We start from the raw sequence: 22,324 nt of genomic DNA on the forward strand, positions 1-22,324 counted from the left end.
TCAGTACGCGGTCGGCAACACATCTCCGGGCCTGATGACCACAGGCCCACCGAGATTGACACCCGGCGCCTTCCATACTTCTGCCCAGTGAAATTTCCACTCCAGCGGCCAGCTCACCGCACACAGGGTGCCGGCTTCCGCGAAACGGTAGTTGATACAGGGCAAATACACATCGGTGATCCCGATTTCCGTATACGCCGGTTGGCGATAACTGTAGTGGTCAATCAGGTAGCGCAGGCCGTCGTCGATCTGCAGGTACTGCCAGCGCAGGTGCAGCAGTGTGTTGGTGGTACCGGTGAAGCCCTCCCCGACCCGATACCAGTCGAGCAATTCTCCGCGGGCGCCGTAGACACGGGTAAACGTCAGCAGACTCTGACGGTCGCCGGCGTCGTTGAAGGTGGCGACGACGGTTTCCCGCAGCTGGCCGCGGCTGTTGTAGCGGTAGTCAGTTACTTCGCTGGCTTCGATGCTGCCATCGGCGTCGTTATCCAACTCCATTTTTACCTGTGTCAGCAGCGCGTCGCTGTTGTAGCGATAAGTAAAAATACGCCGGGATTCCACACGGCCGTCGGCATCCGTATCGAACGACCAGGTCTGCTCACGCAACAAACCACTGCTGAGATAGACAAAGTCGTAGGTATTTTCCCGATCCACCACCCCATCGCCGTTGTCATCGATGCGCTGTATTTCTCTCAGCAAGCGCGCAGCGGCACTGTAGCGATAACCGACTTCATTGCGCACATCCACCACACCATCTATGTCGATGGTCTGGCCGTTATCCAGGGTATCAATCTGCTCGACCAGCAGGCCCGCACTGTTGTAACCGAACTCGAATCGTTGAAGGCGCTCAAGACGACCGTCGGCGTTTAAGTCGGTCTCCTCCTCGCGCAACTCCAGCAAGCCGCGGTCGTCATACAGACTGCGCACGCGGAAAATATTGTCGAGAATGCCATCGACAACGCCGACGACACCGGTGTTCACAATGTTGTCCTGCTCAAATACGAACAGCGTATTGTTGCCTCCGTTGTCGTATTCAAATCGGTAGCGCCGGCGATCGCTTACCTCCAACTGGCCGTCTTCTTCGAGGATTTCATAGAGAAAGCCGCGCTCACTGTAGAAAAACTCGGAGCGGTAAAAGAAGTTCACGAAGCCATCTTGATTTGTGTCGGTTTCCCGCAACATGAAATCGCGGCGTCCGAGACTGTCGTACTCCAGGCTCAGCCGTTCTCGCCAGTAGTCGCTGCTGTCCGGCACGATCGTGAGACGGATTTCCCGCGGCAGGCCAAGGCTGTTGTAGTCCCAGCGCACGTCCTGGTCGATGCTGCCGTCATCGGCGAAATCCCGGGTTTCGCGGATCGGCACCCGCACCGGCACCACAATGCCGAGTGCCTCGTAGAGGTACAGCAGCGGGACATCGAGTGGCACCTGATACTTGATGTCGAAGGCGCTCTTGATCGCGGGCAGCGAATCCACCCCGCGGCGATAGGGAAAGGCATAGAGGTCGAAGGCGAAATCCACGCGGTAGTCGGCCAGGTCCGCGTCCCAGTCGGTGAGATCAATGCCGTTGGTGGGGTCCTGGTCGCGGTCGAGGGTGAGCAACAACAGCATTATGTTGGAGACGAGATCCAGTGCATCCACCCGCTGGTGATCTTCCAGTGCCACCCGCAGATCCACCTCCGCAGTCAGAGGCGCACTGCCCGCAAGGTCGAACAGACTGAGATCCGCTGCCCCGAGCGCCGTTCCGAGCTGGATACCACCGAGGGAAAAGCGCACCTCTTCGCCGTCGCGATAGCGATAGGTGCCGTCGGCGTCGGTGAGCCCGGAAAAACTCGGCGTCTCGTAGTACAGGCCCTGGATGCCGCCGGAGAATTTGCCGCTCAATTCCGCGCCGCTGCCAACGGCACCGCCACTGCTGGAACTGGAACTGCTGCCCCCTCCGGAGCTGCTGGAGCTGCTGCGACTACCGAGGGCACGGTCACTGTCGGACTTGCTGCCGGAGCCACATCCGCCGAGGGCGAGGCACAGGCAAAGGTACAAACACAGGATCAAAACCAGATTGAGTACCGGTCGCTCGGACTGGTACCCAGTGGGAAAGCGGTCGACACCCGGTATTGCTAGCCTCACTGGCACGGGGTACTCCTTGTCGCACTTCAACATCGAATCCGCCGCTGTAAACGCGCGAATACAAATTAACGGCTTCAAAAGTATTGCTGAAAGGCCCCGCTCCCGTTTAACGGCTAGCGCCGGAATATTCCGATTGGCGCAAATTGAGCGACATTGTCCCCGAAACCGGCACCGCGAAAACAAAAAAGCCCCCGGTAGCTGGGACTACCGGGGGCTTTTTCATCATTCAGGATGCTGCGGGCTTAGATCTTCCAGCTCTGCACCTTCTCCAGGCCGTGCTCGGCAACCCACTGGTTCAACTGCTTGGGGTTGCGCTTTTTCTTTTCGATGGTGGCATTGGTGTAGGGGTTGCGGTAGTGACCGGTTTCCAGCTTGGGTTCCGCGGGCTTGGCAGCAGCAGTGGCCTTGCGGCCGGCGCTGCGACGGGGAGCCTCTGCGTCACGCTTCAGGGTGCGGGCCACGCGGGCCTTGAGGGTGCGAACGTAGTCCGGCGCATCATCATTGCCCAGTTGACCAACCAGCCACTCAACGATCTGCTCACCGCGCGCGCTGTACAGTTCTTCCTCGTCCATGTCGTATTCCGCCGCCAGATTGACCAGCGCCTTGTCGAAAGCGATTACGCCCTGCTTCTTGCGCTCTGCCTTCGCCATCTGCTCCTGAAGCTCCTCGATTCGGGCCTGGTGCTCGGCGATTTGCTGCTCGATCTGATCGTATTCTTGGAACATATATATTGAGCCTCGATATATATAAAAATTTCTGTTTTTGATAGTGCGTTTTGAACGATGAATCACCGCTTCAACGATGACCATCCCGATAAAACTCCCGCCGAATAGATGGCGCGGTTTCGAAATCGCCGTTCTGAATCAATCAATCAAATATAAGCCCGAAATGTCGCATTGCGCCCATATACAGATAGCCGCAAACAGAACTTTCAGTGCCAGATTCAAAACGTATTACTCGAATTGCAGCAAATGATAGGTAAAACTGCCCGCTTTCTCGAATATCGGCGCGTCAACCGTTTTCTTTGTAAAGAAATACAATTTGAACAGGCGTACTGGCTGGGATTTAACCCCGCGTATAAGCAATTAGGGTATCTGGATTCGCCGAAATACCGCGCCTTTCAACGCAAGCCCGGACCAATAATCAAACGTTCGACCCAAAACGGCATAAGGCCGATAGTCCAATTAAATAACGATCCAAAGATATGACTATAGATAATGCCAGTTGCCGGCTATTCAACCCGGGCCCGGATATTAAACCCAAAACCCGCCAATAAAAGAACCCCCAAAATGGGACCTCTGGCCAGGCGCTGCGCATAATACTGATTTGCCTCTAAATAGCCAACAGGGCGAATAGTTTTTTATTTAGCGGGTATTATTCCGTCTTCGTTCTATTCTTGTTGGGCGTTTTACCGCAAGCGGGCACCGCCCCGGAGTCCGAATTCGAGTCGCAACCTGCCAAGGAGTACCCAGGCTTATGGCCAAAGTACGGGATATCCACCGTATGCCTACACTGGCGGCACTGATGACGCCATTCCCCTACCATATCGACATAGACGCTCCCATCGAGGCCGCCGAAGCGCTGATGGAGGAGCACCGCGTCCACCACCTGCCGGTCACCCGTGACGGCGACCTTGAGACCGTCATCTCCCGCGGAGATATCGAGCGGGTCCAGTCACCGGGCCACCGCCTCGAGGAACAGCAACTCTACGTGCGCGATGTCTGCGCTCGCCGCCCCTACATCGCCGATATTCACGACCCGCTGGATAAAATCCTGCAGGCCATGGCAGACACCGGGATAGGCTCGGTGCTGGTGATGAAGGATGGCGATCTTGCGGGGATCGTCACGGTCACCGACGCACTGCGTTTCTGCGGCAAGTACCTGGCAGATCTGGCAGCGACACCGGATGACGATGTGGCCTAAAGCGGCCACACCCACAGCAACATGGGCACAGATACCGCAATAACCAGCAGTTCCATCGGCAGCCCCATCGGCCAGTAGTCGCCAAACTTGAACCCGCCGGGCCCCAGGATCAGCGTATTGTTCTGGTGCCCCACCGGCGTCAGGAAGGCGCAGGATGCCCCGATGGCCACCGCCATCAGGAAGCTGTCCGGGTTTACATTCAGCTGGTCCGCCGCACTGAGGGCAATCGCGCACATCACCGCCGCCGTCGCCGCATTGTTCATAAAATCCGACAGCGTCATTGTCACCACCAGTATCAGCACCAGCGCCACCACCGGGTTGCCCTGCGCCACCGTATCCAGCATCGACTTCGCCACCACATCCGCCGCCCCACTGGACTCCATCACCTGTGCCACCGAAATAAGCGCCCCTAACAGCACAATCACCGAGCCATCCACGGACTCATATACATTGCGCAGTGGCACTACCTTCAGCGCCATATACGCCAGCACACAGGTGGCAAAGGATATCGCCGCCGGCAACAGGCCAAATGCCGCGCCCGCCACCGCCAGCGCCATGGCAATCAGCGCCACGTAGGCTTTTTCCTTGTTGGGAATGGTGATATCCCGCTGCGCCAGCGGTACACAGCGCTGCTCATTGGCAAAATTGCGCAGGCTGTCTTCTGTCCCCATCATCAACAGCGCATCGCCGCCCATCAACGGCGTCGAGCGCAAGCGTTTGACCGAGCGGCGGCCCTGGCGGGAGAGTGCCAGCAGGTTGATCTCGTAGCGACCGGCGAGGCGCAGGTTCTGCGCGGTGCGCCCGATCAGGTAGGAGTCGGGCAGCACCACCAGCTCCCGCATCACCACCTCGGCGCGATCGCGGGCGCGCTTCTCTTCCGTCTCCTTTCGCTGCTCCGCGCGTCGCTCGCCATCTCGTTGTTTGTCCCCGGCTTCCTCCACATTTTGCGCGGCCTCCCCGGTGCGCCCAAGCTCGGGGGGAACTTCCACTGTACTCAGGTCGACATCCTTGTGCAGAGTGGAGGCCGACGTTTTCATCTCCGCCGTTTTTTTGTCTTCCCCCTGTTCTGCGCCGTCAGCTTTCGCTTCCTTGTCACCCTTGTCTTTGTCCTTTTTCTCCTTTTCATCATTGGCCGGGTCCGCCGCCAGGGTCAGCCCGAGGCTGGACAGCACAGCAGACAGGGATTCCGGCTCGGATTCGATTACCAGTAAATCCCCGGCGCGCACCCGCAGGCCCGGCATGGCGGTGGATACCCGCGCGTTGTTGTGCACCAGGCCAATCACCTGTGCATCTTCGTCACCGATCATTTTCACCAGTTCTACCAGCGACTTGCCGATGGCGGCGCTCTTTTCCCCCACCAGAGCCTCGGTGAGATAGGTGCCGGTTTCGAACGTATTCGCCCCCACCTGAGTGCGCGCCGGCACTAACCGCCAGCCGATCAGTGCCACAAACAGCACCCCCACCAGCGCCACCACCAGCCCCACCGGGGTGAAATCGAACATGCCGAAACTGCCGGCGCCGGCACTGGCGCGGAAGCCGGAGACGATAAGGTTAGGAGGAGTGCCAATCAGCGTGGTCATACCGCCGAGAATGGTGCCGAAAGACAGCGGCATCAGCACCCGCCCCGGTGGCAGCTCGTAGCGGTCGGCGAGATCTGTCGCCACCGGCATCAGCAGTGCCATGGCGCCAACGTTGTTCATAAAGCCGGACATACCCGCGCCGAGGGCAGTGAGTGTACCGATCGCGAGGGTGACGCCGCTTTTCTTCGGAACCACCTTTTGCGCCAGCACATCCATGGCCCCGGTGCTCTGCAGTCCGCGACTCAAAACCAGCACGCAGGCCACGGTCACCACCGCCGGGTGGCCGAAGCCGGTAAAGGCATCCTCGGGTTCAATCAGGCCGGTAAACACACAGGCCAGCAGAGACGCCAGTGCCACCATATCGTGGCGCCAGGGGCCCCAGATAAACAGCACGATGGTGATGGCAATAATGGCGAGAATAACGATCTGGTCGAAAGTCATAGAAGGGCGGGAATCCGAGGCTGTTTTGCCCGCAGAAAATCAGTGGGCTAGCCACAAACATAGTGGATTTGTGGCTGCGCAGTGGGCGCTACTCGGAGCAGAAATTCGTTTCCGCTATTGATTGGAGAACTGCAGTCGCTTCAAACCAAAGCGCTTTGCCAGCAAGCGGTCTCGCAGCCAGCGGGGTAGCCAGCGGGCCATCCACGGCAGCAAACTGCTTTTATTGCCGATTCTGAGCAGGGGCGCGGGGCGTTTGCGTAGCAGTTCGGCGGCCAGTTCACGCGCCAGATCTCGCGCCAGGGTGGCGTTTTGCTGCGATTCCACGGCGCGGGCGCGCACATGGTCTTCACTGCGCTTGTACCAGGAATCCGGCGCCAGAATACCTCGCAGGGAGGATTCAGCGTGGCGACCGAATTCGGAGGCGATGGCTCCCGGCTGTACGGTTACCACGCGGATACCAAAGGGCTTCAGCTCCAGGCGCAGCACATCGGAGAGGGTATGCAGGGCGGATTTGGAGGCGCAGTAGGCGCCGGAGAACGGGGTCGGCATCACCCCGGACACGGAACCGATATTGCAGATAACCCCGTGGCGGCGGGACTTCAGCAGCGGCGCACAGGCCCGGGACAGAGCCATGGGTGCAAATACGTTGGTGCGGAACTGGGCTTCCAGCGCGCGGGTATCCAGTTCCAGCAACGGCCCCATCTGGCCGTAGCCGGCATTGTTGACGAGGATATCCAGGCGCCCGTAGGCCGTCTTGATGGCGTGTACCACGCGGTTGATGTCGGCCTGGTTGTTGACATCCAGAGCCTCGGTAGCGATGCCCACATCCGCCAGTTCCTGCAGGCTCTCCGCGCGACGGGCGGTGGCGATGACGATGGTGCCGCGGGCGTGCAGCGCCAGTGCCAGTTCGCGACCGATGCCGCTGGAGCAGCCGGTGATCAGCGCCACCCGGTCCGGGACCACGTAACCGCGACCGATCTGCGCCAGGCTTTCAGCGGCGAAACTCTGATCGGAGGGGCGGAACCGCTTGGCGGGGGGCTTGCTCACGTTTACTGCTCCAAAACTGCGCTCGGTCTTATTCGGACGGGGTTGGTGTCAGTTTGAAGTGGGGATTCTGGATCAACCCGAAGACGTTGCCGAAGGGGTCGAGGAAACTCGCCATGAGTATGCCCTCGCCCACGTCGACAATTTCGCCATGTTGCCGCGCTCCGAGGCCGTTCATACGCTCGACCTGGGCAGCGATATCCGCAACGCCCCAGTAGGCCACAACACCATCTGCACGGCTGGTCACGTTGCGCGCGTCCGGGTTCAGCCCCAGTTCGAAACCACCGACGTTGAAGCCGACATAGAACTCGGCGTCAAAGTAGGGTTCCACTTCCAGCAGGGTGGTATACCACGCCTTGGCTTCTTCCAGATTACCGACGCCGTAGATGACGCTCTGTACCCCTGAAAACTGACTCACCTCAGACCTCCCTTTGGAGATTTGTTTCCGGTGTGGCGGCGCATTCCGAGATCGTTGTCGCCGCATTGTTTTTGTTTGATTTTTGCGCAGCCCGCTGGCGTTATTCGAGTTCTTGTTCCAGCTGTTCGAGCAGGTCGAGGGGTTCGATCTCTTCCCCCTCCAGTTCGTCGTTCCAGTTGATGCCGACGAGCAGTACGTCGTCATGCATGCCGGTGAGCCAGTCGTCCATGAACTCTTCGAGGTCGATGGCGACCACCTGGTAATCGGCCCAGTCGTCGGCGATATGCGCTTCGGCGAATTCCCGCTGGGACCAGAAGGGCATGACGTCGGTACCGGGACGGGTCTCGGACTCACACAGCGCGAACCCCTCTTCCCCTTCCAGCGCCCAAACGCACCCCTGGTCTACCGCTTCCGGCAGAAAGCGGTCGCAGTTTTCCTCAAAATCGTCTCCGAGTGGTTCCAATTCCATACCGGCTTGCCTTGAAAATGATTTTGGGAGTTTACGCCAGATTGGGCGGGATAAGTAGAATCTTGCGCAGTGTTGTGGGCACTCCTGCATTCCAGGCGCAGACCAGGCCGAGTGGCGGCAAAGCCTCAAAGCTGCAACCGATGCCCGTTTTCCTTCAACCAGCGTCGCAACGTCCGGTAGTCGGGGCAGAGGCTCGCCACCAGATCCCAAAACGCCCGGCTGTGGTTGTGATGGCGTAAGTGGCAGACCTCGTGAATCACCAGATAATCCACCACCGGTTCGGGCGCGAGACACACCAGCCAGTTGTACTGCAACTCGCCGCGAATGGTGCAGTGCCCCCACTTGCTGCGGGTGCGTCGGACTTTTACCGAGGAAAATTCCAGCCCCAACAGGCCGGCAAAATAACGGGATTTTTCGCTCAGTGTTGCCAGCGCTTCGCGCTGGTAGAGCTTCTGCAACGCCGACTGAATCTGTTCCTCATCCGGTTCGCGCGCGCGGCAGTACAACTGGAGATAGCCATCGCGAATTCCCGCATCCGCCGCGCAAGCCGCACGGTCCAATTCCAGAGGTTTACCCAACCATGGAAACCGCGCACCGAATGCAAAATGATGTTCCGGCACCTGGGCCTGACGATGTTCCAGGCCGCGCAACTGCTCACGCACCCAGGCGATGTTATCGCGCAGGAACTGATGGCCGTGACGCTCTGCGCAGCGCTGGGGAATCCGCACCTCCGCGCCCTTTTCCGTCACCACCAACCCGAGACGCTTGCGGCGCGGGGAACGGGATAAACGGTAGGAAACTTCCTCAAACGTAAACAGATCCGCAGTCACGACAGAAACAGAATCACCAAGAAAAATTATTGGGATGGCACCGGCACCACGGCCATGGTGATACGGGAAATACAGTTGAGCTTGCCGTTGGCATCGTGAATACGGATTTCCCAGACCTGGCTGCTGCGGCCAATATGCACCGCACTCGCTTTTCCGGTAACCAGGCCATCCGACACCGGGCGCAAGTGGTTGGCGTTGATCTCCTGACCGACGCAGTAAAACTTGCTGTTATCCACCACCATATTTGCAGCCATGGAGCCCAGGGTTTCCGCCAGTGCCACACTGGCACCGCCGTGGAGGATGCCGAAGGGCTGACGGGTGCGGTCTTCTACCGGCATGGTGCCGACAATAAAGTCATCACCCAATTCGGTGACCTGCATTCCGAGATAGCTGGGCATGCAGTTGCCCATGCTCTGATTGATACTTTCTACCGTTGGGGCGCCGTGCCAGATCGCCATGGGATTACCTCGTTGATTTCACGTTTGAGTGCCGTGAATATCAATAAAACAGAAACGGATTGAAAGCACCAAAGCCGCCAAAGCGCATCATCTCAGCTTCCAGATGGCGCATCTCGCGCAGCAGGTTGCGGCGCTGGCTGCGCAGAGACTTTGCCTCCTCCTTTGTTTCCACTTCTTCCAGCGCATTCTCTATCCTGTGTACTTCACGCTCCGTCTCATAGTAGCGCCGCTCCAGGGCAATGTACTGTTGCTCGGCCTGGTACACCGCCAGACCGTTCTGGTAATTGACAAGAAACAGGTCCGCGGTGGGGCCGGTGCAGACGCCCTCGTAATTGCTTCCGCGACGGCCGACCACGAAGCCATTTTCCGGCGTACAGTATTGCTCGACGCCCTCTTCGTGCCCACGCAGCCAGGCTTCGGTATCGGTGCGCACGCCGTATTCGTGACACTTCTGTGCGATCTGGTAAACCGTGCCCTGACTGCGACCGCGGGCACCGTCTTCGATACCGCGCTCGTACCAGAGGCCGGCCTGACATTCATCTTCAGAAATTACGGCACAGCCGCCACTCAGGGCGACGACCGCGGGTAGTGTCAGGAGAGCGAGCCGTTTCCAGGTTTTCATATTCTTGTCCGCCGGTTTTACGGCTTTATTTCACAACTCTGCCAGTGAACCTGCGCTGAATCAGCCGAAGCGTTTGTCCGCCACAAACGGGTTGGTCTGCCGCTCCTGTCCGAAGGTGGACATCGGGCCGTGGCCGGGAATGAATTTTACCGCGTCCCCCAAAGGCCAGAGCTTTTTGGTAATGGAGTCAATCAGGTCCTGGTGGTTGCTCATGGGGAAGTCGGTGCGGCCAATAGAGCCGGCGAAAAGGACGTCGCCCACCAGCGCCAGGTTGCTGGCGCGATGGAAGAAGATGACATGGCCGGGGGTGTGCCCGGGGCAGTGCACCACTTCCAGGACCTCGTCGCCGACGGTGACGGTGTCGCCGTCTTTGAGCCAGCGGTCGGGGGTGAAGGTTTCCACCGGCGGGAAGCCGTACATCTGGGCCTGGACGACGATTTTTTCGATCCAGAACTGGTCTGCCTGGTGCGGCCCTTCAACCGGGAGATTGAGCTGGCGTGACAGGGGCGCGGTGCCGCCGACATGGTCGAGGTGGCCGTGGGTGAGGAGAATTTTCTCCAGCTTGAGGCCGCGCTCTTCGACGGCTTTGAGGATGCGGTCGATGTCACCACCCGGGTCAACAACCGCCGCGCGCTTGCTGTCGTCGCACCACAGTAGGGTGCAGTTTTGCTGGAAAGGCGTGACGGGGACCGAGTGAAATTGCAGAGCCATGGGAATACCTGTTTAGTCTTCGGGGGCGATTATAACCCCCGGAAGTCTTATCCGGCTAAGGTGGCCCTGGTGCTTTGAGCTTGCTCAGGCTATGGCTGTCGCGCGGTGGAGAGGGCTAGGCCTGCGCGCAGTGGATTTTTTCAGCAGCTCTGCCACATCCTCAATCAGGTTCTTCTGCACCATCTCGCTCTGCCAGTAGCCATCATGGGACACCAGTTGCGGACCCCAGCTGGCGGCGCTCCAGTCCGCCAGGGGGCGGGTCTCGAAGTCGCGGTAGACGGCCTGGTTGTAGGAGGGGCTCAGGGGCTTAAGCGGCCAGCCGAAGAGGTCGTCCGGGTGGTAGAAATTTTTCCAGCGGAAGTTGTAACCGCGGGTGTCGGAGGTCACCGCCTGGATCTGGTCGCGCGCCATACCGGCGGTCCACAGGGGGTTACTGGCGCCCAGGGTGTACCAGTGGGCGAGCGTCTTGCCGCGCAGGAAAAGGTCTTTGGCGGAGCCTTTGTGCACGCCTTTGGGACCGCCATCGCGCCAGATGCCGTGGTTGATAGTGGCCCGTTGGGCGTCCCACAGGTAATTGGAGAGGATGCAGCAACCGATGGAGTGGCTGAGCAGAATAACCGGGGCGTTGTCACTGGTGGCTTTGGCTGCACGCTCGAAGGTCTGGTAGATGGCCTGCTGGGTCTTGTCGTAGTTGCCGCCGCGGTGGTGGATGTCGGAGAGCTGGGCAGAGCCCTCGGCGAGGCCGTAGAGCATAAACTTGCGCGCGCGCAGGTAGTCCATATCACGCTTTTGCATGGCCTCGAACACCCGCTCCAGATTGGGCTGCAGGTGCCCCTGGCAGAGGATGGTATCGGCGTGGATACGGGACCAATCATCCCCGAGACTGTTTTTAAGCGCCTGAAACAGCGGCTCGGCAAAGCCCTCGTCCACGGCACCCATGCCCGGTGCTGCAAGGATTACCAGATCAGCCATGTTCACTCCCGCGAGTATTTGTTCTTGGTTTTCTTATTGGATGCGAATACCTCGCCGGGGTTTGCCCGCGCATCGTGAAATTGTGGAATTTGTGCTGCCTATCTAATAACGAGCTGTGACCTGAATACCACAAGCTCGGAAAAGTACCATTGGAAGATAGCAATGGGAAGAATCGCGCCAGCAAAGATGAATGCCGCGCCAATATCTATGTCTTTTCCCGCGCGGGAAAAGTTTCTGAAAATTTTTATCTGTCAGCAAGGAACTTAAGTGCCAACACTTCGTCAAACTAACCAGTTCCCCCAGATCACAGTGTGTGAACACGTGGTGATCGAACTCTCTCATCGTATCTCTGCTTGAAGCCGGCCTTGTGCCGGCTTTTTTCTGCCTGTGGAAACCCGGCAGCTTGCTTCGTGTGCGTCCTCCCCCCTGGGGGAGGACGCACACGAAAGGCCGGGCTCGTACACTAAAGTTGTACAATTGCGCCCGATGCATTCATTTGGTTTTCCGTTCGCAACCCGGTCAACGCCATGCTATTAGCCTCCAAGTACAGCCTTCCTGACTGCCCGGAACATACCCTGCAACGACCGAGGTTGCAGTCGCTGCTGGAGCAGAGCCAGAGTGACCAGCTGTTACTGGTCACTGCCCCCGCGGGTTACGGCAAGACCACGCTGGTCAGTTCCTGGGCCGCGGAGCAGGACAATCCGGTGGCCTGGTACTCCCTGGACAGCGGCGACAACGAACCGGGCCAGTTCTGCCGCTACCTGGTGGAAAGCGTGCACCGCGCCACCGGCAACGGCGTGCCGGAAACCAGCAAGATTCTCGCCGCGCAGCACAACCTCGATCCGTCCCTGGTGATCAGCCAGATGCTGGCGGAGCTGCGCCAGCTCCCCAGCGAGCTGCGCATCGTGCTCGACGACTACCACCAGATCGACAACCCCGTGGTGCATGACGCCACCCGCTTTCTGCTGCGCCACGCGCCCGCCGGTATCGGCGTGGTTATCACGAGCCGCAGCCAGCCGCCGTTGGGTCTCGGCGCCCTGCGCCTGCAGGGCCGACTGCTGGAGCTGAGCGCAGACGACCTGGCACTGACCATCGATGAAACCACCCAGCTGCTGGCCCAGCGCCTGCCCTTTGCCCTTGGCAGCGACCGAGTGGCCCAGCTGCACCAGTTGTCCGAGGGCTGGCCACCGGCGGTACAGATGTTCGCGCTGTCGGTGCGCAACCAGGAGGAGGTGGACCGCTACCTGGGAGAACTGGAGCAGGGGCACGGGCATATCCTCGACTATCTCGCGGAGGAAGTACTGGAACGGCTGGAGCCGGAACTGCGCCAGCTGCTCGCCCGCACCTCCATTCTCACCCGGGTGAACGGCCTGCTGGCGGAGCGCCTGAGTGGCCAGAGCAGCGGTCAACAGCAGCTCGAAACTGCCGCCAGTCGCGGTCTGTTCCTGCAGGCTCAGGATTCCAGCCGCCAGTGGTTTCGTTTCCACCCGGTGTTCGCGCGCTTCCTGCAGCGCCAGCTGGGGGACGGTGAACAACTCACCCGCCTGCATCAGACCGCCAGTGACACCTGGCAGGAACTCAACCAGCCGCTGGAGGCACTGCGCCACGCCCTCAAGGCACAGGATCGCGAGCGGGTACACCGCCTGATCGCCGAGCAGGGCGAGCAGTTTCTGCGCGAGGGCCAGTTCCGTGTACTAAACGACAGCCTCAATTGGCTCGGCGAGGAGCAGATCAAACGCCACGCCTCATTCACCCTGTTGGCGGCACGCCTCGCCCGCGACTCTTTCGACTACGAGCGCTGCAACAAACTACTGGCTGCCGCCGAGAGCTGGCTGCAGCGGGAAGACCCCAAACAGTGGCAGGCTTACGAGGGCGCCTTTGCGGCGATGCGCGCCCAGGTATCTATATCCCGCGGGCAGATACTCAAGGCCAAGGAGTACGCCCAGGAAGCTCTGGAATTACTGCCGCAAGAACAGGACAGTGAGCGTATCGCCGCGCAGCTGGTGATCGGCGAAACCAGCTTCTGCCTCGGCGAGCTGGATCTGGCCATGCACCATATGGAAGCGGTGGAAAAAGCCACCCTCGCCCGCCAGGATATTCCCAACGCCGCCTGGGCACTGTGCCAGCAGACAGAAATCGCGTTTGCCAACGGCCTACTGAAAAAGGCCAGCGCACTGCAGGCGCGCGCACAGCGATTGGTGGAAGACCACCATCTGGTGGGACTGCCGATCTCCGAATTTATCTACCGTCTTAAGGGCCAGCTGCAGTGGGAAGCCGGCGATCTGGACGGCGCGGCGGAATCCGCCCGCCGGGGGATGCAGATCAACCGCAAGGTGGGAGAGCGCTGGCTGCTGCCGGAGTACACCCTGCTATTGAAGGTAGCGCTGGCGCGCGGCGACAAGGACGAGTGCCTGGAATGGATGGAGCGGGTGGAACACCTGCTGGCCGGCGAGCACTACCACCGAGACTGGGTGGCGAATGCCGACGCCGCGCGTATGCGCGTTTGGCAGGCACTGGAGAATAGTGCGGCCATCGCCAGCTGGCAGGAGCAGGCGGAGCCGGTGGCCGACCGCCCCAGCAATCACTTTGAGCAGTGCTATGGCCGCAACCACGTGCGCGCACTGATTTCCCTGCACCGCTGGTCCGACGCCAACCGCCTGCTGGGCCGCCTGCAACAGGTCGCGGAGGAGTGTGGACTCATCACCGACCAGCTGCGCAATCGCGTGCTCGCCGCACACCTGGCGTGGCTGCGGGAGCGCCGCGAACTGGCACTGGAGCATCTGCGCGCGGCGCTTACCATCATGCAGGAGAGCGACCTGACCGCCAGTTTCCTGCAGATCGGCAAGCCCATGATTGTGCTGTTGAAAGCCGCACTGGAGGAAACCGGGGAACTGGCCCTCAGTGAACAGCAGGCCGACAAGGCCCAGCAGCTGATCAAACTCGCCCAGCAACAGCCGGAACTGGGCGGCGGCATCCGCATTGAACTGGACGAAACCATCGTGCGCGAGATCCTCGCCAGCGATGCGGTACCCGATTTCCTGCGCCACTCCCCCCTCACCCCGCGGGAGTGGCAGGTGCTGAATGCGATCCACTCGGGCCTCTCCAACGAGCGCATCGCGCGACACTTCAAGGTAGCGCCCAGCACCATCAAGACCCATATCCGCAGCCTGTACCAGAAGCTGGACGTGAAGGACCGCCAGGAGGCGATTGCCCTGGCGGAGCAGCTGCTGCGGTCGGTGCAGGATAAGCCCTGAGCATCACCCTCCAGACCGCCACCCGTACCACCCTCCCCCCCTATCGGGGAGGAGGTAAGCGACCACCGGCGTCGCCATACTGACCCTAACCTAATAAGTATCCAATAACGGACTCACGGTATGAGCGGTATTCACACAGGCAACACAAACGCGGAATGGTGGCGCAACGGCGTTATTTACCAGATTTACCCGCGCAGCTTTTGCGACGCCAATGGCGACGGTATCGGCGACCTGCCCGGTATCTGCCAAAAGCTCGACTATGTGAAATCTCTCGGCGTAGACGCCATCTGGATCTCGCCGTTCTTCAAATCACCGATGGCGGACTTCGGCTATGACGTGTCCGACTACCGGGACGTAGACCCGATTTTCGGCACCCTCGAAGACTTCGACCGGGTGATCGAGAAGGCCCACGAACTCGGCCTGAAAGTGATCATCGACCAGATCCTGAGCCACACCTCCGACCAGCACCCCTGGTTCGAGGAGAGCCGCCAGACCCGCGACAACCCCAAGGCCGACTGGTACGTGTGGGCGGACGCAAAGGCGGACGGCAGCGCACCGAACAACTGGATGTCCAACTTCGGCGGCAGCGCGTGGCGCTGGTGCACCCGTCGCCGTCAGTACTACCTGACCAACTTCCTGAAAGAGCAGCCGGACCTGAACCTGCACAATCCGGAAGTTCAGCAGCAGCTGCTGGCGGATCTGCGTTTCTGGCTCGACCGCGGGGTCGATGGCTTCCGCCTGGACGCCATCAACCACGCGTTCCACAACCGCTCGCTGCAGGACAACCCGCCGCGCCCGGTAAAGCTGGACAAGAACGGCCTGCCGCCGGTGAACAGCTATGAGTACCAGTGGCACATCCACGACAAGTCACAGCCGGAAAACCTGGTGTTCCTGCAGCGCGTGCGCGCCCTGCTGGAAGAGTACCCGGGCACCATGACCGTGGGCGAAGTGGGCGACGACAACACCCACAAGATCATGGCCGAATACACCACGGAAGATCGCCTGAATATGGCGTATTCCTTCGACCTGCTGTCGGAAAACTGCAGCGCGCAGTTCCTGCGCGACACTCTGGAAAAGAACCGCCAGGTGATCGAAGAGGGCTGGCCCTGCTGGTCCATTTCCAACCACGATGTACCGCGCTCCTTCACCCGCTGGAACAAGGGTTTTGACCGCGAGACCGCCACCGCCCGCGCGCCGCTGTTTTTCCTGATGCAGCTCATGCTGCGCGGCAGCGTGTGCATGTACCAAGGCGAGGAGCTGGGTCTGCCGGAAGCCGATGTGGCCTTCGAAGATCTGCAGGACCCCTACGGCATCAACCTGTGGCCAGAGTTCAAGGGCCGCGACGGCTGTCGCACCCCTATGCCCTGGTTCAACGGCGGTGAGATCAATGCGGGCTTCTCCAAGGTGAAGCCGTGGCTGCCTGTAGCGGAGGAGCACTATCATCTTGCCGCTTCGGTGCAGGAAGATGATCAGCACTCCATGCTGAACCGCTTCCGCGATCTGCTGCAATGGCACCGGGCACTGTCGCCGGCGCTGGCTACTGCCCAGCAGACCATTGTGGAAACCGGCGATGACCTGCTGGTATTCGAGCGCAAGAGCGAAGCGGAAAGCTATTTCGTGGTGTTGAACCTGGGCCACGAGCCCGCCGCATTCGCCCTGCCGGAAAAATTTGCCGGCAGTGAAGATATCACCCCGAGCTTATTCGGCGGTTCCGTCGACGGTGCGCAGATTACCCTGCCGGTTGCCGGCGCGCGGGTTCTCCTCAAGAAGTAAGCACCACAAAAGAAACAGGAAAAAATTCGGACTTATTGAGAAATTGGCGCGCACTTGTGCAAGTGCAGCGAACCAGCCCGGGACAAGTTACTCAAAGGGTTACCTCTCAATAAGATCGTCAGCTTTGTTGCTCTCTCGTCAAAGCACGCTTTCCAGATCTTCTGGATTGTTTGAGGCCGGCTCTTGAGCCGGCTTTTTTTTGCCCGCATTTTTGTCTATCAGCGCCCCCCGTCATTCCATTTAAGTGTAAAACCCCAAAAAACCTGACCCTACCATCCCTCTCACTTGCCCGGAGGTCTGCAAGACCAACCGGCAGGGCTCATCCCGCGGCCAATCCGGGAAACACCGGCGCGCCGCTTTGGGGAAATACACAGGTCAGGTTTGTGCACTCCGGTGCAGGGGTTCGTTCGTCCCTGAATTTCCGGAAAAGGTCACCGCCGTTGTTCTTATGATGTGAAGCGGTGGCTACGGCATTCCTGCCTGCAATTGCTCGCGAGAGCAGATGAGGTACGCATGCAAAGCTCTTCCACTCTTCTGAAACGCTCCGTCAAGAAAATCCTGCTGGGCGGCAGTCTGCTGCTGGCAGCGTCTGCACTACTGGCTCCGGTAGCACAGGCGGGTGACTATCCGCACCCGTACCAGCAACACAGATCCATGACCGATGGCAGCGCCTGGTGGCGCCCGGAAGTGATCGGCGGTGCACCACATATCATCATCGACTTGAGTGAACAGCGAGCCTATTTCTACAAGGGCGGTCAGCTCGCAGGCATCACCCCAATTTCCACCGGGGTTGCCGGCAACCGCACACCCACCGGCAGCTTCCGCGTGTCGGAAAAAGAGGTGTATCACCGCTCCAACCTGTACGGCCACTATGTGGACCGCGCGGGCTATGTGCGCATGAGCAGCGTGGATGTGCGCCGTGACAAACGCCCTGCCGGCACAGTGTTCCGCGGCGCGTCCATGGATTTCTTCATGCGCATCAACGGTGCGGTGAGCATGCACGCCGGCAAGGTAACCGGCCGCCCTGAGTCCCACGGCTGTATCCGCCTACCCTGGCACATGGCGAAGATCTTTTATGAAAATGCCCCGATGGGAACCAAGGTGACCGTGCGGAATTAACCGCACGCATAAAAAAGGGCAGCTTTCGCTGCCCTTTTCTTTTGCCGCAATTGCGAGTGACTTACCCGAGACTCGCGAGGACGCTCGTCTTGTCCCAGAAATCCCACCCTTCGGGCAGCCGCTCACGCTCACTGCTATGCGCGACAATACCGCGGCGATGCTCCGGCCACGCCAGTACCGCGATGCCCTCATAGCCCGCAAAACGATGGAAAAGCACCGGCGCTGCCAGGTTTCGCTCCAGCAGCTCGCACAGCGGGTGCCAGGCCAGCGGGAGACGGGAGCGCACACTGTGCCAGCTCCGCTCTTCGCCGCCGTCCGCGGCGTCCACATCGGTCTCATCTGCTGGGAGGTCCTCCCCCTCAAACACGCGAGCCTGGAGCCGCTGCTGTTCAAAGCGCACACGGCTTGCCTGGAGCGCATGCTCTTCCGGCAGAATCAGCACGCCAGCAGCCTGCTGCTGGGCGCAGAGAACACAGGCATCGATTGCCAGCCCCAGTTCCACTCCGCGCTCCACCGGAACGAACCAGGACTCCTCGCCCTCTTCTGGCTCCGGCACCTGCCATTCGCAAAAACCACAGGTACCCGACTGCGCAGAAGCCGTGGGGACCATCTGTTGCAGTTGCTGCGGCGCCTTGCCGGGCGTCCAGAAACTGGTAGCGCCGGCCGGGAAAAACTCCCCGGCATACTGGTTCACGTGCCAGTGAAAACTGAGTGCCGAAGCGACCTTGCCACGCTCTCTCGGCGCCAGTGCACGGAAGCCTCGATGGTTGACCTTGGCCAGGCAATACTCGCAGGCGTGAGGCGTTTGCTCGAGCCCCGGTGCGCTGAGGTTGTTGCGCGCGGTACCGATCCAGACCACCTGCGCAGGATCTTCCAGCGCGCCACAGCAGCTGGCCAGGTGTACACGGTGATAGAACTCTTTGCGCACCTGCGGATCTTCCACCGCGGCGACGTCTACCGCGAATACCATCACCGGGTGACCGCGGAACATCCAGCCGTGGGCGGTCTCGTCGAGGTCTCCCAGGGTGACTTCCATACCCTGGATAAGCGCCTGGTCCACAGTTTCCGCGGGCAAGCCCGAGCCGTCCTGCAGAACCGCCGCTGCGCGCTCGTCAACGACAGGTGCATCCGCAACAGTATCGTCGGAGGATTCCGCTTTCAGTGGCGAAATAGCCCGGGCGAGCGCCTCTAGATGACGGCTCCATGAGGGCATCAGAATGATTCCTCGAGAATACTGTGTATCTTCATTTCAGAATTGGTAATCACGCGAAAGGCCACACGCTTGGACTGGTCGATATTCTCACTGCCATCAGCATTGTAAATGGGTCGCGAAGATGAATATCCGACGGCCGCCACATTCTGCATCATCCACTGGTGATGTGCAGCAACGGCATCCAGGGTGTAGACAAAGCGCAGTACCGAACGGGCGCGATCCTGGGACAGGCGCAGATTGTTGAAGTAACTCGCATCCGCATCGCTGCCGAACATCCCCCAGCCGGAGCTGGTGTGTCCCTCGATACGCACCGCTTCAATGGATGCCTTGTAGGGAGCCAGTACATTCATATAGCGCGGGAAAAACTCCTCAAATACCACCTGGTAGTGCAGGTTCAGGTGCGCCGCACCGGTATCGAACATGGCATCGGAGTTGATGAAGGCGACGGTCAGGGTATCCCGGTCAATCACTGCGCCCCAGCGCTCGAGGTCGTCGTGAAACTCTTGCTGCAGGGATTCATAGATCGCGAGCTGATTTTCCTTGTAGGACATGGCAATGGTGCGAATCTTCTCCCGCTCGATCATCACCGAGCGCATCATCGCCACCGCGATACACAGGAACACCATCATCAGCCCCGCCATCAGGTCCGAGACGCTGATCCAGGATGCCTCGTCATCGCCGCGAACTCCGAGGCCAAGCCGCCCTGCCATTAAGCGATTTCCCTTTGACTACTGCGCTCGGCGGCTACGGCACCGGCCTGGGTAATACGCTGCATCTGTGCAATCAACTGGCGGTAATCCCGGGTGAACTGTCCACTGATTGTCGCCAGCGCCTCGCCCATGGCCGAGATAACACCCTCGACCTCTTCCTCCATACGGCGTTCAACCACCTGATACTGCTTGCCGATGGAAACCTCGGCATCACCGATACTCTTGCGAATCAGATGGCTCAGTGCATCGACCATTTCTTTATGGGTACGCGCCTGCTGCAGTGCCAGTTCCTGCATGCCGTTGCGATGCGTGGTAACCGTCTCCTGCACCAACGACTGGATAAAGTCGGCATCCAGGCTCGACATTTTCTCGAATGCACCGGACACCGCTTCGATCTGCGCTCCCAGCAGCTCGCTCTGCTTGCTGATACTCACCAGCGACTGCTTCATTTCGCTGTCCATTACCTGCTGCACCACGTCGAGCCCGCGCACGAACTCCTCGATGCGCTCGCCGAGCTGTGGCAGCACCGCTTCCACCTGCTCACTGACACCGCGGTAACGATCCAGCTGGGTCCCCAGCGCTGCCAGCTGTTCCCGCGCCTCACTGCCAAACTGCTGCATGCCGGAAAGGAACTGCGGAATCTCCGCCAGCTGTGAATGCACCTGCTGTAAATCACGGGCCACCTGCACCATGCCCATCACCGCGGTATCGCAGTGCTCGGACCAGTATTCGACCCGCTCCTCGTGGGCTTTATACTCGCTGGTCAGGGTTGCCACCATGGCATCGAACTGCGCGAAGTTTTCACCAAAGCGCGTCATGTTCTCACCGAACTGGGCCTCAACCCGCTGGTTGAAATTGACCACTACCTGTTCCATTTCGGTGACCAGGGCCTTGGCACAGTGCTCGGAAAATCGCTCGAGCATGTCACTCGTCTGCGCCAGCTGCCGCTGCTGCCCCTGCTCCATGCTCAGCTGCAATGCGCTCAGGGATTGCTGGATATCCGCGAGATCCACCGCGCGTGCCTTGCCCGGCACTGCCACATAGCGGGTCAGCGCGCGCAATATCACGGACAGGCCAATACCACACACACTGGTGATAAACGCGGTTTTGAGGCCGTCCAGCAGGGTCGAGATGCTGTTGTCGATGTCCGCCAGTTGAAACTCGAACAGGCCAATGATCACACCGGTAAAGGTGCCGAGAATACCGAGGGACGTCAGCAGCCCCGGCGCCTGATCCACAAATTCCTCCGCGCGAGACAACACGCGCGCAACCAGGGCCAGTGCAAACACCAGCAGCATCGCCCACAGAAAACCTTCGGTCACTGCCTCCGGGCTCAGGGCAAGAAACAGGGTACGCAAGAATTCAGACATGGAGTGAAGTCCTCAGGGTTTGTATTGCAGGACGAATTCCTGGTAGGAATCGCCGCTGGGCAGGCGCCCTATCTGGTGATTGTGAAGACGGTACCCCGGTAGCAGGCGCATCAGCTCCGCGGTGCTGCTGAGAGAGCGGGAACATCTACCGGAGGCAATACCGGTGACCGCCACCTGGCCGTCATCCAGCGCCTCAAAAGTAGCGGGGCGCTCGGGGATCTGCGCCGATTTGTACACCACAAAATGCAGGGTGGCGCCGGGAGTCATACGCGCACCCAGCAACTCGCCAAGCTGCTGTATCTGCTGCGGGCTGTAGAAATTGAGCAGATCCCAGAGAAACACGCCGTCGAGGCGAGTACCGGGATCCATATTGAAAATGGATGCGCTGAACCCGGATTCATCCCCGTGCAATTTTTTTTGCCACGCCATCGATGCGTGCAGGTCTTCCACATAGAGGGAGCCCACTTTCTTTTTCAGGGCATCGATATTGCGGCCATTTTTCCGCCCGCACTCCAGCACGGTTGGCGAGGCCGTCAACGAATTGATGCTGGACAGCGCCTTCTCCACACCAGGCATGGCAATGCGCTCGTCCTCCCGCACATTGCGGAAATAGGCGCTGACATCGGAGGCGCCGCCACTTCGCACCTGATTGCGCGAGGTCACGCTGTCGTATTCGAGAAAATGTTCGGTAACATTCTGGTCCATACCCTCGCGCTTCATCAGCGAGTTGAACAGACTGAAACGATCCATACACTTCAGCAGGGTTACGGTAGAGTGACCTTTCGATGGCACCTCGGGATAACTCGGGTCATCCACATACTCGAAACAGAAATTTTCCAGCAGGCGGAAACGACGAGGCTTGTGCGGTTGCTGGCGACCGGTGTAGCGCATCGTGTGCAGAATGGTGCCCTGTTTCAGGTGTGGCTGTAACAGGCGGATCAGGTGCTGGATCACATCCAGCTCAAGGAAATTCAGCAAATCCCAGCACAGAATCACATCAAACTTGAGATTCGCCGGCTTGGGCAGCAGATGGTCTTCCAGCGCCTTGAGGGGATCGGCACTGTTCTGATTTTCAGAGAGGTACTCAACCAGATCTTCAATATGACACTGGCAGTTGAGGCGTAAGAAGGCCTGGGTTGTACCGGAAGATAATGGACCCAAGTCGAGAATTCGGTCCCCACTTTTGACCATCTCGGTCGTTAACGCAGCGAGGCCAAAAGATCGGTGTTGCATCGGTTATCGCAAAGATTCGGGGCAATTGCCAAGTTTGGAAATACGGCACCTGAATAAGTA

19 protein-coding genes are annotated in these 22,324 nt (G+C 59.7%); 4 read left to right on the forward strand and 15 right to left on the reverse strand.

From position 1 onward, the window contains the following. On the reverse strand, nucleotides 1–2,130 hold the full coding sequence (locus tag VIL80_RS07940) for an EF-hand domain-containing protein (protein ID WP_332035581.1): 2,130 nt from the start codon (nucleotides 2,128–2,130) through the stop codon (nucleotides 1–3). 236 nt (nucleotides 2,131–2,366) lie between these two features. Next, nucleotides 2,367–2,849, reverse strand: a complete 483-nt coding sequence (locus VIL80_RS07945) for a hypothetical protein (RefSeq protein WP_332035582.1) — start codon at nucleotides 2,847–2,849, stop codon at nucleotides 2,367–2,369. Nucleotides 2,850–3,600: 751 nt separating this feature from the next. On the opposite strand from VIL80_RS07945, the gene VIL80_RS07950 reads away from it, so the two are divergent. Further along, nucleotides 3,601–4,047: a CBS domain-containing protein gene (locus VIL80_RS07950; RefSeq protein ID WP_332035583.1), complete on the forward strand. Its 447-nt coding sequence runs from the start codon at nucleotides 3,601–3,603 to the stop codon at nucleotides 4,045–4,047. On the opposite strand, the gene VIL80_RS07955 is transcribed toward VIL80_RS07950, so the two are convergent. The 9 genes from VIL80_RS07955 to VIL80_RS07995 form a co-directional block, all read right to left on the reverse strand. Then, nucleotides 4,044–6,068, reverse strand: a complete 2,025-nt coding sequence (locus tag VIL80_RS07955; RefSeq protein WP_332035584.1) for an SLC13 family permease — start codon at nucleotides 6,066–6,068, stop codon at nucleotides 4,044–4,046. The genes VIL80_RS07950 and VIL80_RS07955 overlap by 4 nt on opposite strands. A 114-nt stretch (nucleotides 6,069–6,182) precedes the next feature. Beyond that, a complete protein-coding gene (locus VIL80_RS07960) occupies nucleotides 6,183–7,115 on the reverse strand; it encodes an SDR family oxidoreductase (RefSeq protein WP_332035585.1) in 933 nt (310 codons plus the stop codon). A 28-nt stretch (nucleotides 7,116–7,143) separates the two neighbouring features. Then, a complete protein-coding gene (locus tag VIL80_RS07965) occupies nucleotides 7,144–7,530 on the reverse strand; it encodes a VOC family protein (RefSeq protein ID WP_332035586.1) in 387 nt (128 codons plus the stop codon). A 100-nt stretch (nucleotides 7,531–7,630) separates the two neighbouring features. Then, nucleotides 7,631–7,999, reverse strand: a complete 369-nt coding sequence (locus tag VIL80_RS07970; RefSeq protein ID WP_332035587.1) for a DUF2750 domain-containing protein — start codon at nucleotides 7,997–7,999, stop codon at nucleotides 7,631–7,633. A gap of 125 nt (nucleotides 8,000–8,124) precedes the next feature. After that, on the reverse strand, nucleotides 8,125–8,829 hold the full coding sequence (locus VIL80_RS07975; protein WP_332035588.1) for a M48 family metallopeptidase: 705 nt from the start codon (nucleotides 8,827–8,829) through the stop codon (nucleotides 8,125–8,127). 26 nt (nucleotides 8,830–8,855) lie between these two features. Then, nucleotides 8,856–9,287 carry a hotdog fold thioesterase gene (locus VIL80_RS07980; protein ID WP_332035590.1) on the reverse strand — a complete coding sequence of 144 codons (432 nt, stop codon included), beginning with the start codon at nucleotides 9,285–9,287 and terminating at the stop codon, nucleotides 8,856–8,858. Nucleotides 9,288–9,327: 40 nt separating this feature from the next. After that, nucleotides 9,328–9,909, reverse strand: coding sequence for a DUF2799 domain-containing protein (locus tag VIL80_RS07985; protein ID WP_332035591.1), 582 nt, complete (start codon nucleotides 9,907–9,909; stop codon nucleotides 9,328–9,330). Nucleotides 9,910–9,969: 60 nt separating this feature from the next. Next, on the reverse strand, nucleotides 9,970–10,620 hold the full coding sequence (locus VIL80_RS07990) for an MBL fold metallo-hydrolase (protein WP_332035592.1): 651 nt from the start codon (nucleotides 10,618–10,620) through the stop codon (nucleotides 9,970–9,972). Between the two features lie 84 nt (nucleotides 10,621–10,704). Beyond that, nucleotides 10,705–11,592: a hypothetical protein gene (locus VIL80_RS07995; protein ID WP_332035593.1), complete on the reverse strand. Its 888-nt coding sequence runs from the start codon at nucleotides 11,590–11,592 to the stop codon at nucleotides 10,705–10,707. Nucleotides 11,593–12,119: 527 nt separating this feature from the next. Here VIL80_RS07995 and malT point away from each other — a divergent pair. The 3 genes from malT (at nucleotide 12,120) to VIL80_RS08010 (ending at nucleotide 17,738) form a co-directional block, all read left to right on the forward strand. Continuing rightward, entirely contained in the window at nucleotides 12,120–14,846 is a 2,727-nt protein-coding gene (malT, locus tag VIL80_RS08000) for an HTH-type transcriptional regulator MalT (protein ID WP_332035594.1), read from the forward strand. Nucleotides 14,847–14,966: 120 nt separating this feature from the next. Next, entirely contained in the window at nucleotides 14,967–16,619 is a 1,653-nt protein-coding gene (locus tag VIL80_RS08005) for an alpha-amylase family glycosyl hydrolase (RefSeq protein WP_332035595.1), read from the forward strand. A 513-nt stretch (nucleotides 16,620–17,132) separates the two neighbouring features. Beyond that, entirely contained in the window at nucleotides 17,133–17,738 is a 606-nt protein-coding gene (locus tag VIL80_RS08010; protein WP_332035596.1) for a L,D-transpeptidase family protein, read from the forward strand. Between the two features lie 61 nt (nucleotides 17,739–17,799). Here the strand turns inward: VIL80_RS08010 and VIL80_RS08015 are convergent, their stop codons facing one another. From VIL80_RS08015 to VIL80_RS08030, 4 genes are read right to left on the reverse strand one after another with little or no spacing between them, the layout of a single operon-like run. Continuing rightward, the gene (locus VIL80_RS08015; RefSeq protein ID WP_332035597.1) at nucleotides 17,800–18,951 is read right to left on the reverse strand and encodes a hypothetical protein; all 1,152 of its coding nucleotides are present in this window, start codon (nucleotides 18,949–18,951) and stop codon (nucleotides 17,800–17,802) included. Further along, nucleotides 18,951–19,661, reverse strand: coding sequence for an OmpA family protein (locus tag VIL80_RS08020; RefSeq protein ID WP_332035598.1), 711 nt, complete (start codon nucleotides 19,659–19,661; stop codon nucleotides 18,951–18,953). The genes VIL80_RS08015 and VIL80_RS08020 overlap by 1 nt, the downstream gene beginning before the upstream one ends. After that, nucleotides 19,661–21,031 carry a hypothetical protein gene (locus tag VIL80_RS08025; RefSeq protein WP_332035599.1) on the reverse strand — a complete coding sequence of 457 codons (1,371 nt, stop codon included), beginning with the start codon at nucleotides 21,029–21,031 and terminating at the stop codon, nucleotides 19,661–19,663. The genes VIL80_RS08020 and VIL80_RS08025 overlap by 1 nt, the downstream gene beginning before the upstream one ends. Nucleotides 21,032–21,043: 12 nt before the next feature. Continuing rightward, the gene (locus tag VIL80_RS08030; protein WP_332035600.1) at nucleotides 21,044–22,264 is read right to left on the reverse strand and encodes a class I SAM-dependent methyltransferase; all 1,221 of its coding nucleotides are present in this window, start codon (nucleotides 22,262–22,264) and stop codon (nucleotides 21,044–21,046) included. Between the last annotated feature and the right edge of the window lie 60 nt (nucleotides 22,265–22,324).

This window comes from Microbulbifer sp., assembly GCF_036563125.1.
Lineage (GTDB): Bacteria > Pseudomonadota > Gammaproteobacteria > Pseudomonadales > Cellvibrionaceae > Microbulbifer.

Coding starts and splice junctions, on each gene's coding strand:
- VIL80_RS07945 (WP_332035582.1), bottom strand. CDS start 2,849: ATGTTCCAAGAATACGATCAGATCGAGCAGCAAATCGCCGAGCACCAG.
- VIL80_RS07950 (WP_332035583.1), top strand. CDS start 3,601: ATGGCCAAAGTACGGGATATCCACCGTATGCCTACACTGGCGGCACTG.
- VIL80_RS07955 (WP_332035584.1), bottom strand. CDS start 6,068: ATGACTTTCGACCAGATCGTTATTCTCGCCATTATTGCCATCACCATC.
- VIL80_RS07970 (WP_332035587.1), bottom strand. CDS start 7,999: ATGGAATTGGAACCACTCGGAGACGATTTTGAGGAAAACTGCGACCGC.
- VIL80_RS07980 (WP_332035590.1), bottom strand. CDS start 9,287: ATGGCGATCTGGCACGGCGCCCCAACGGTAGAAAGTATCAATCAGAGC.
- VIL80_RS07985 (WP_332035591.1), bottom strand. CDS start 9,909: ATGAAAACCTGGAAACGGCTCGCTCTCCTGACACTACCCGCGGTCGTC.
- VIL80_RS07990 (WP_332035592.1), bottom strand. CDS start 10,620: ATGGCTCTGCAATTTCACTCGGTCCCCGTCACGCCTTTCCAGCAAAAC.
- VIL80_RS07995 (WP_332035593.1), bottom strand. CDS start 11,592: ATGGCTGATCTGGTAATCCTTGCAGCACCGGGCATGGGTGCCGTGGAC.
- malT (WP_332035594.1), top strand. CDS start 12,120: ATGCTATTAGCCTCCAAGTACAGCCTTCCTGACTGCCCGGAACATACC.
- VIL80_RS08005 (WP_332035595.1), top strand. CDS start 14,967: ATGAGCGGTATTCACACAGGCAACACAAACGCGGAATGGTGGCGCAAC.
- VIL80_RS08010 (WP_332035596.1), top strand. CDS start 17,133: ATGCAAAGCTCTTCCACTCTTCTGAAACGCTCCGTCAAGAAAATCCTG.
- VIL80_RS08015 (WP_332035597.1), bottom strand. CDS start 18,951: ATGCCCTCATGGAGCCGTCATCTAGAGGCGCTCGCCCGGGCTATTTCG.
- VIL80_RS08020 (WP_332035598.1), bottom strand. CDS start 19,661: ATGGCAGGGCGGCTTGGCCTCGGAGTTCGCGGCGATGACGAGGCATCC.
- VIL80_RS08025 (WP_332035599.1), bottom strand. CDS start 21,031: ATGTCTGAATTCTTGCGTACCCTGTTTCTTGCCCTGAGCCCGGAGGCA.
- VIL80_RS08030 (WP_332035600.1), bottom strand. CDS start 22,264: ATGCAACACCGATCTTTTGGCCTCGCTGCGTTAACGACCGAGATGGTC.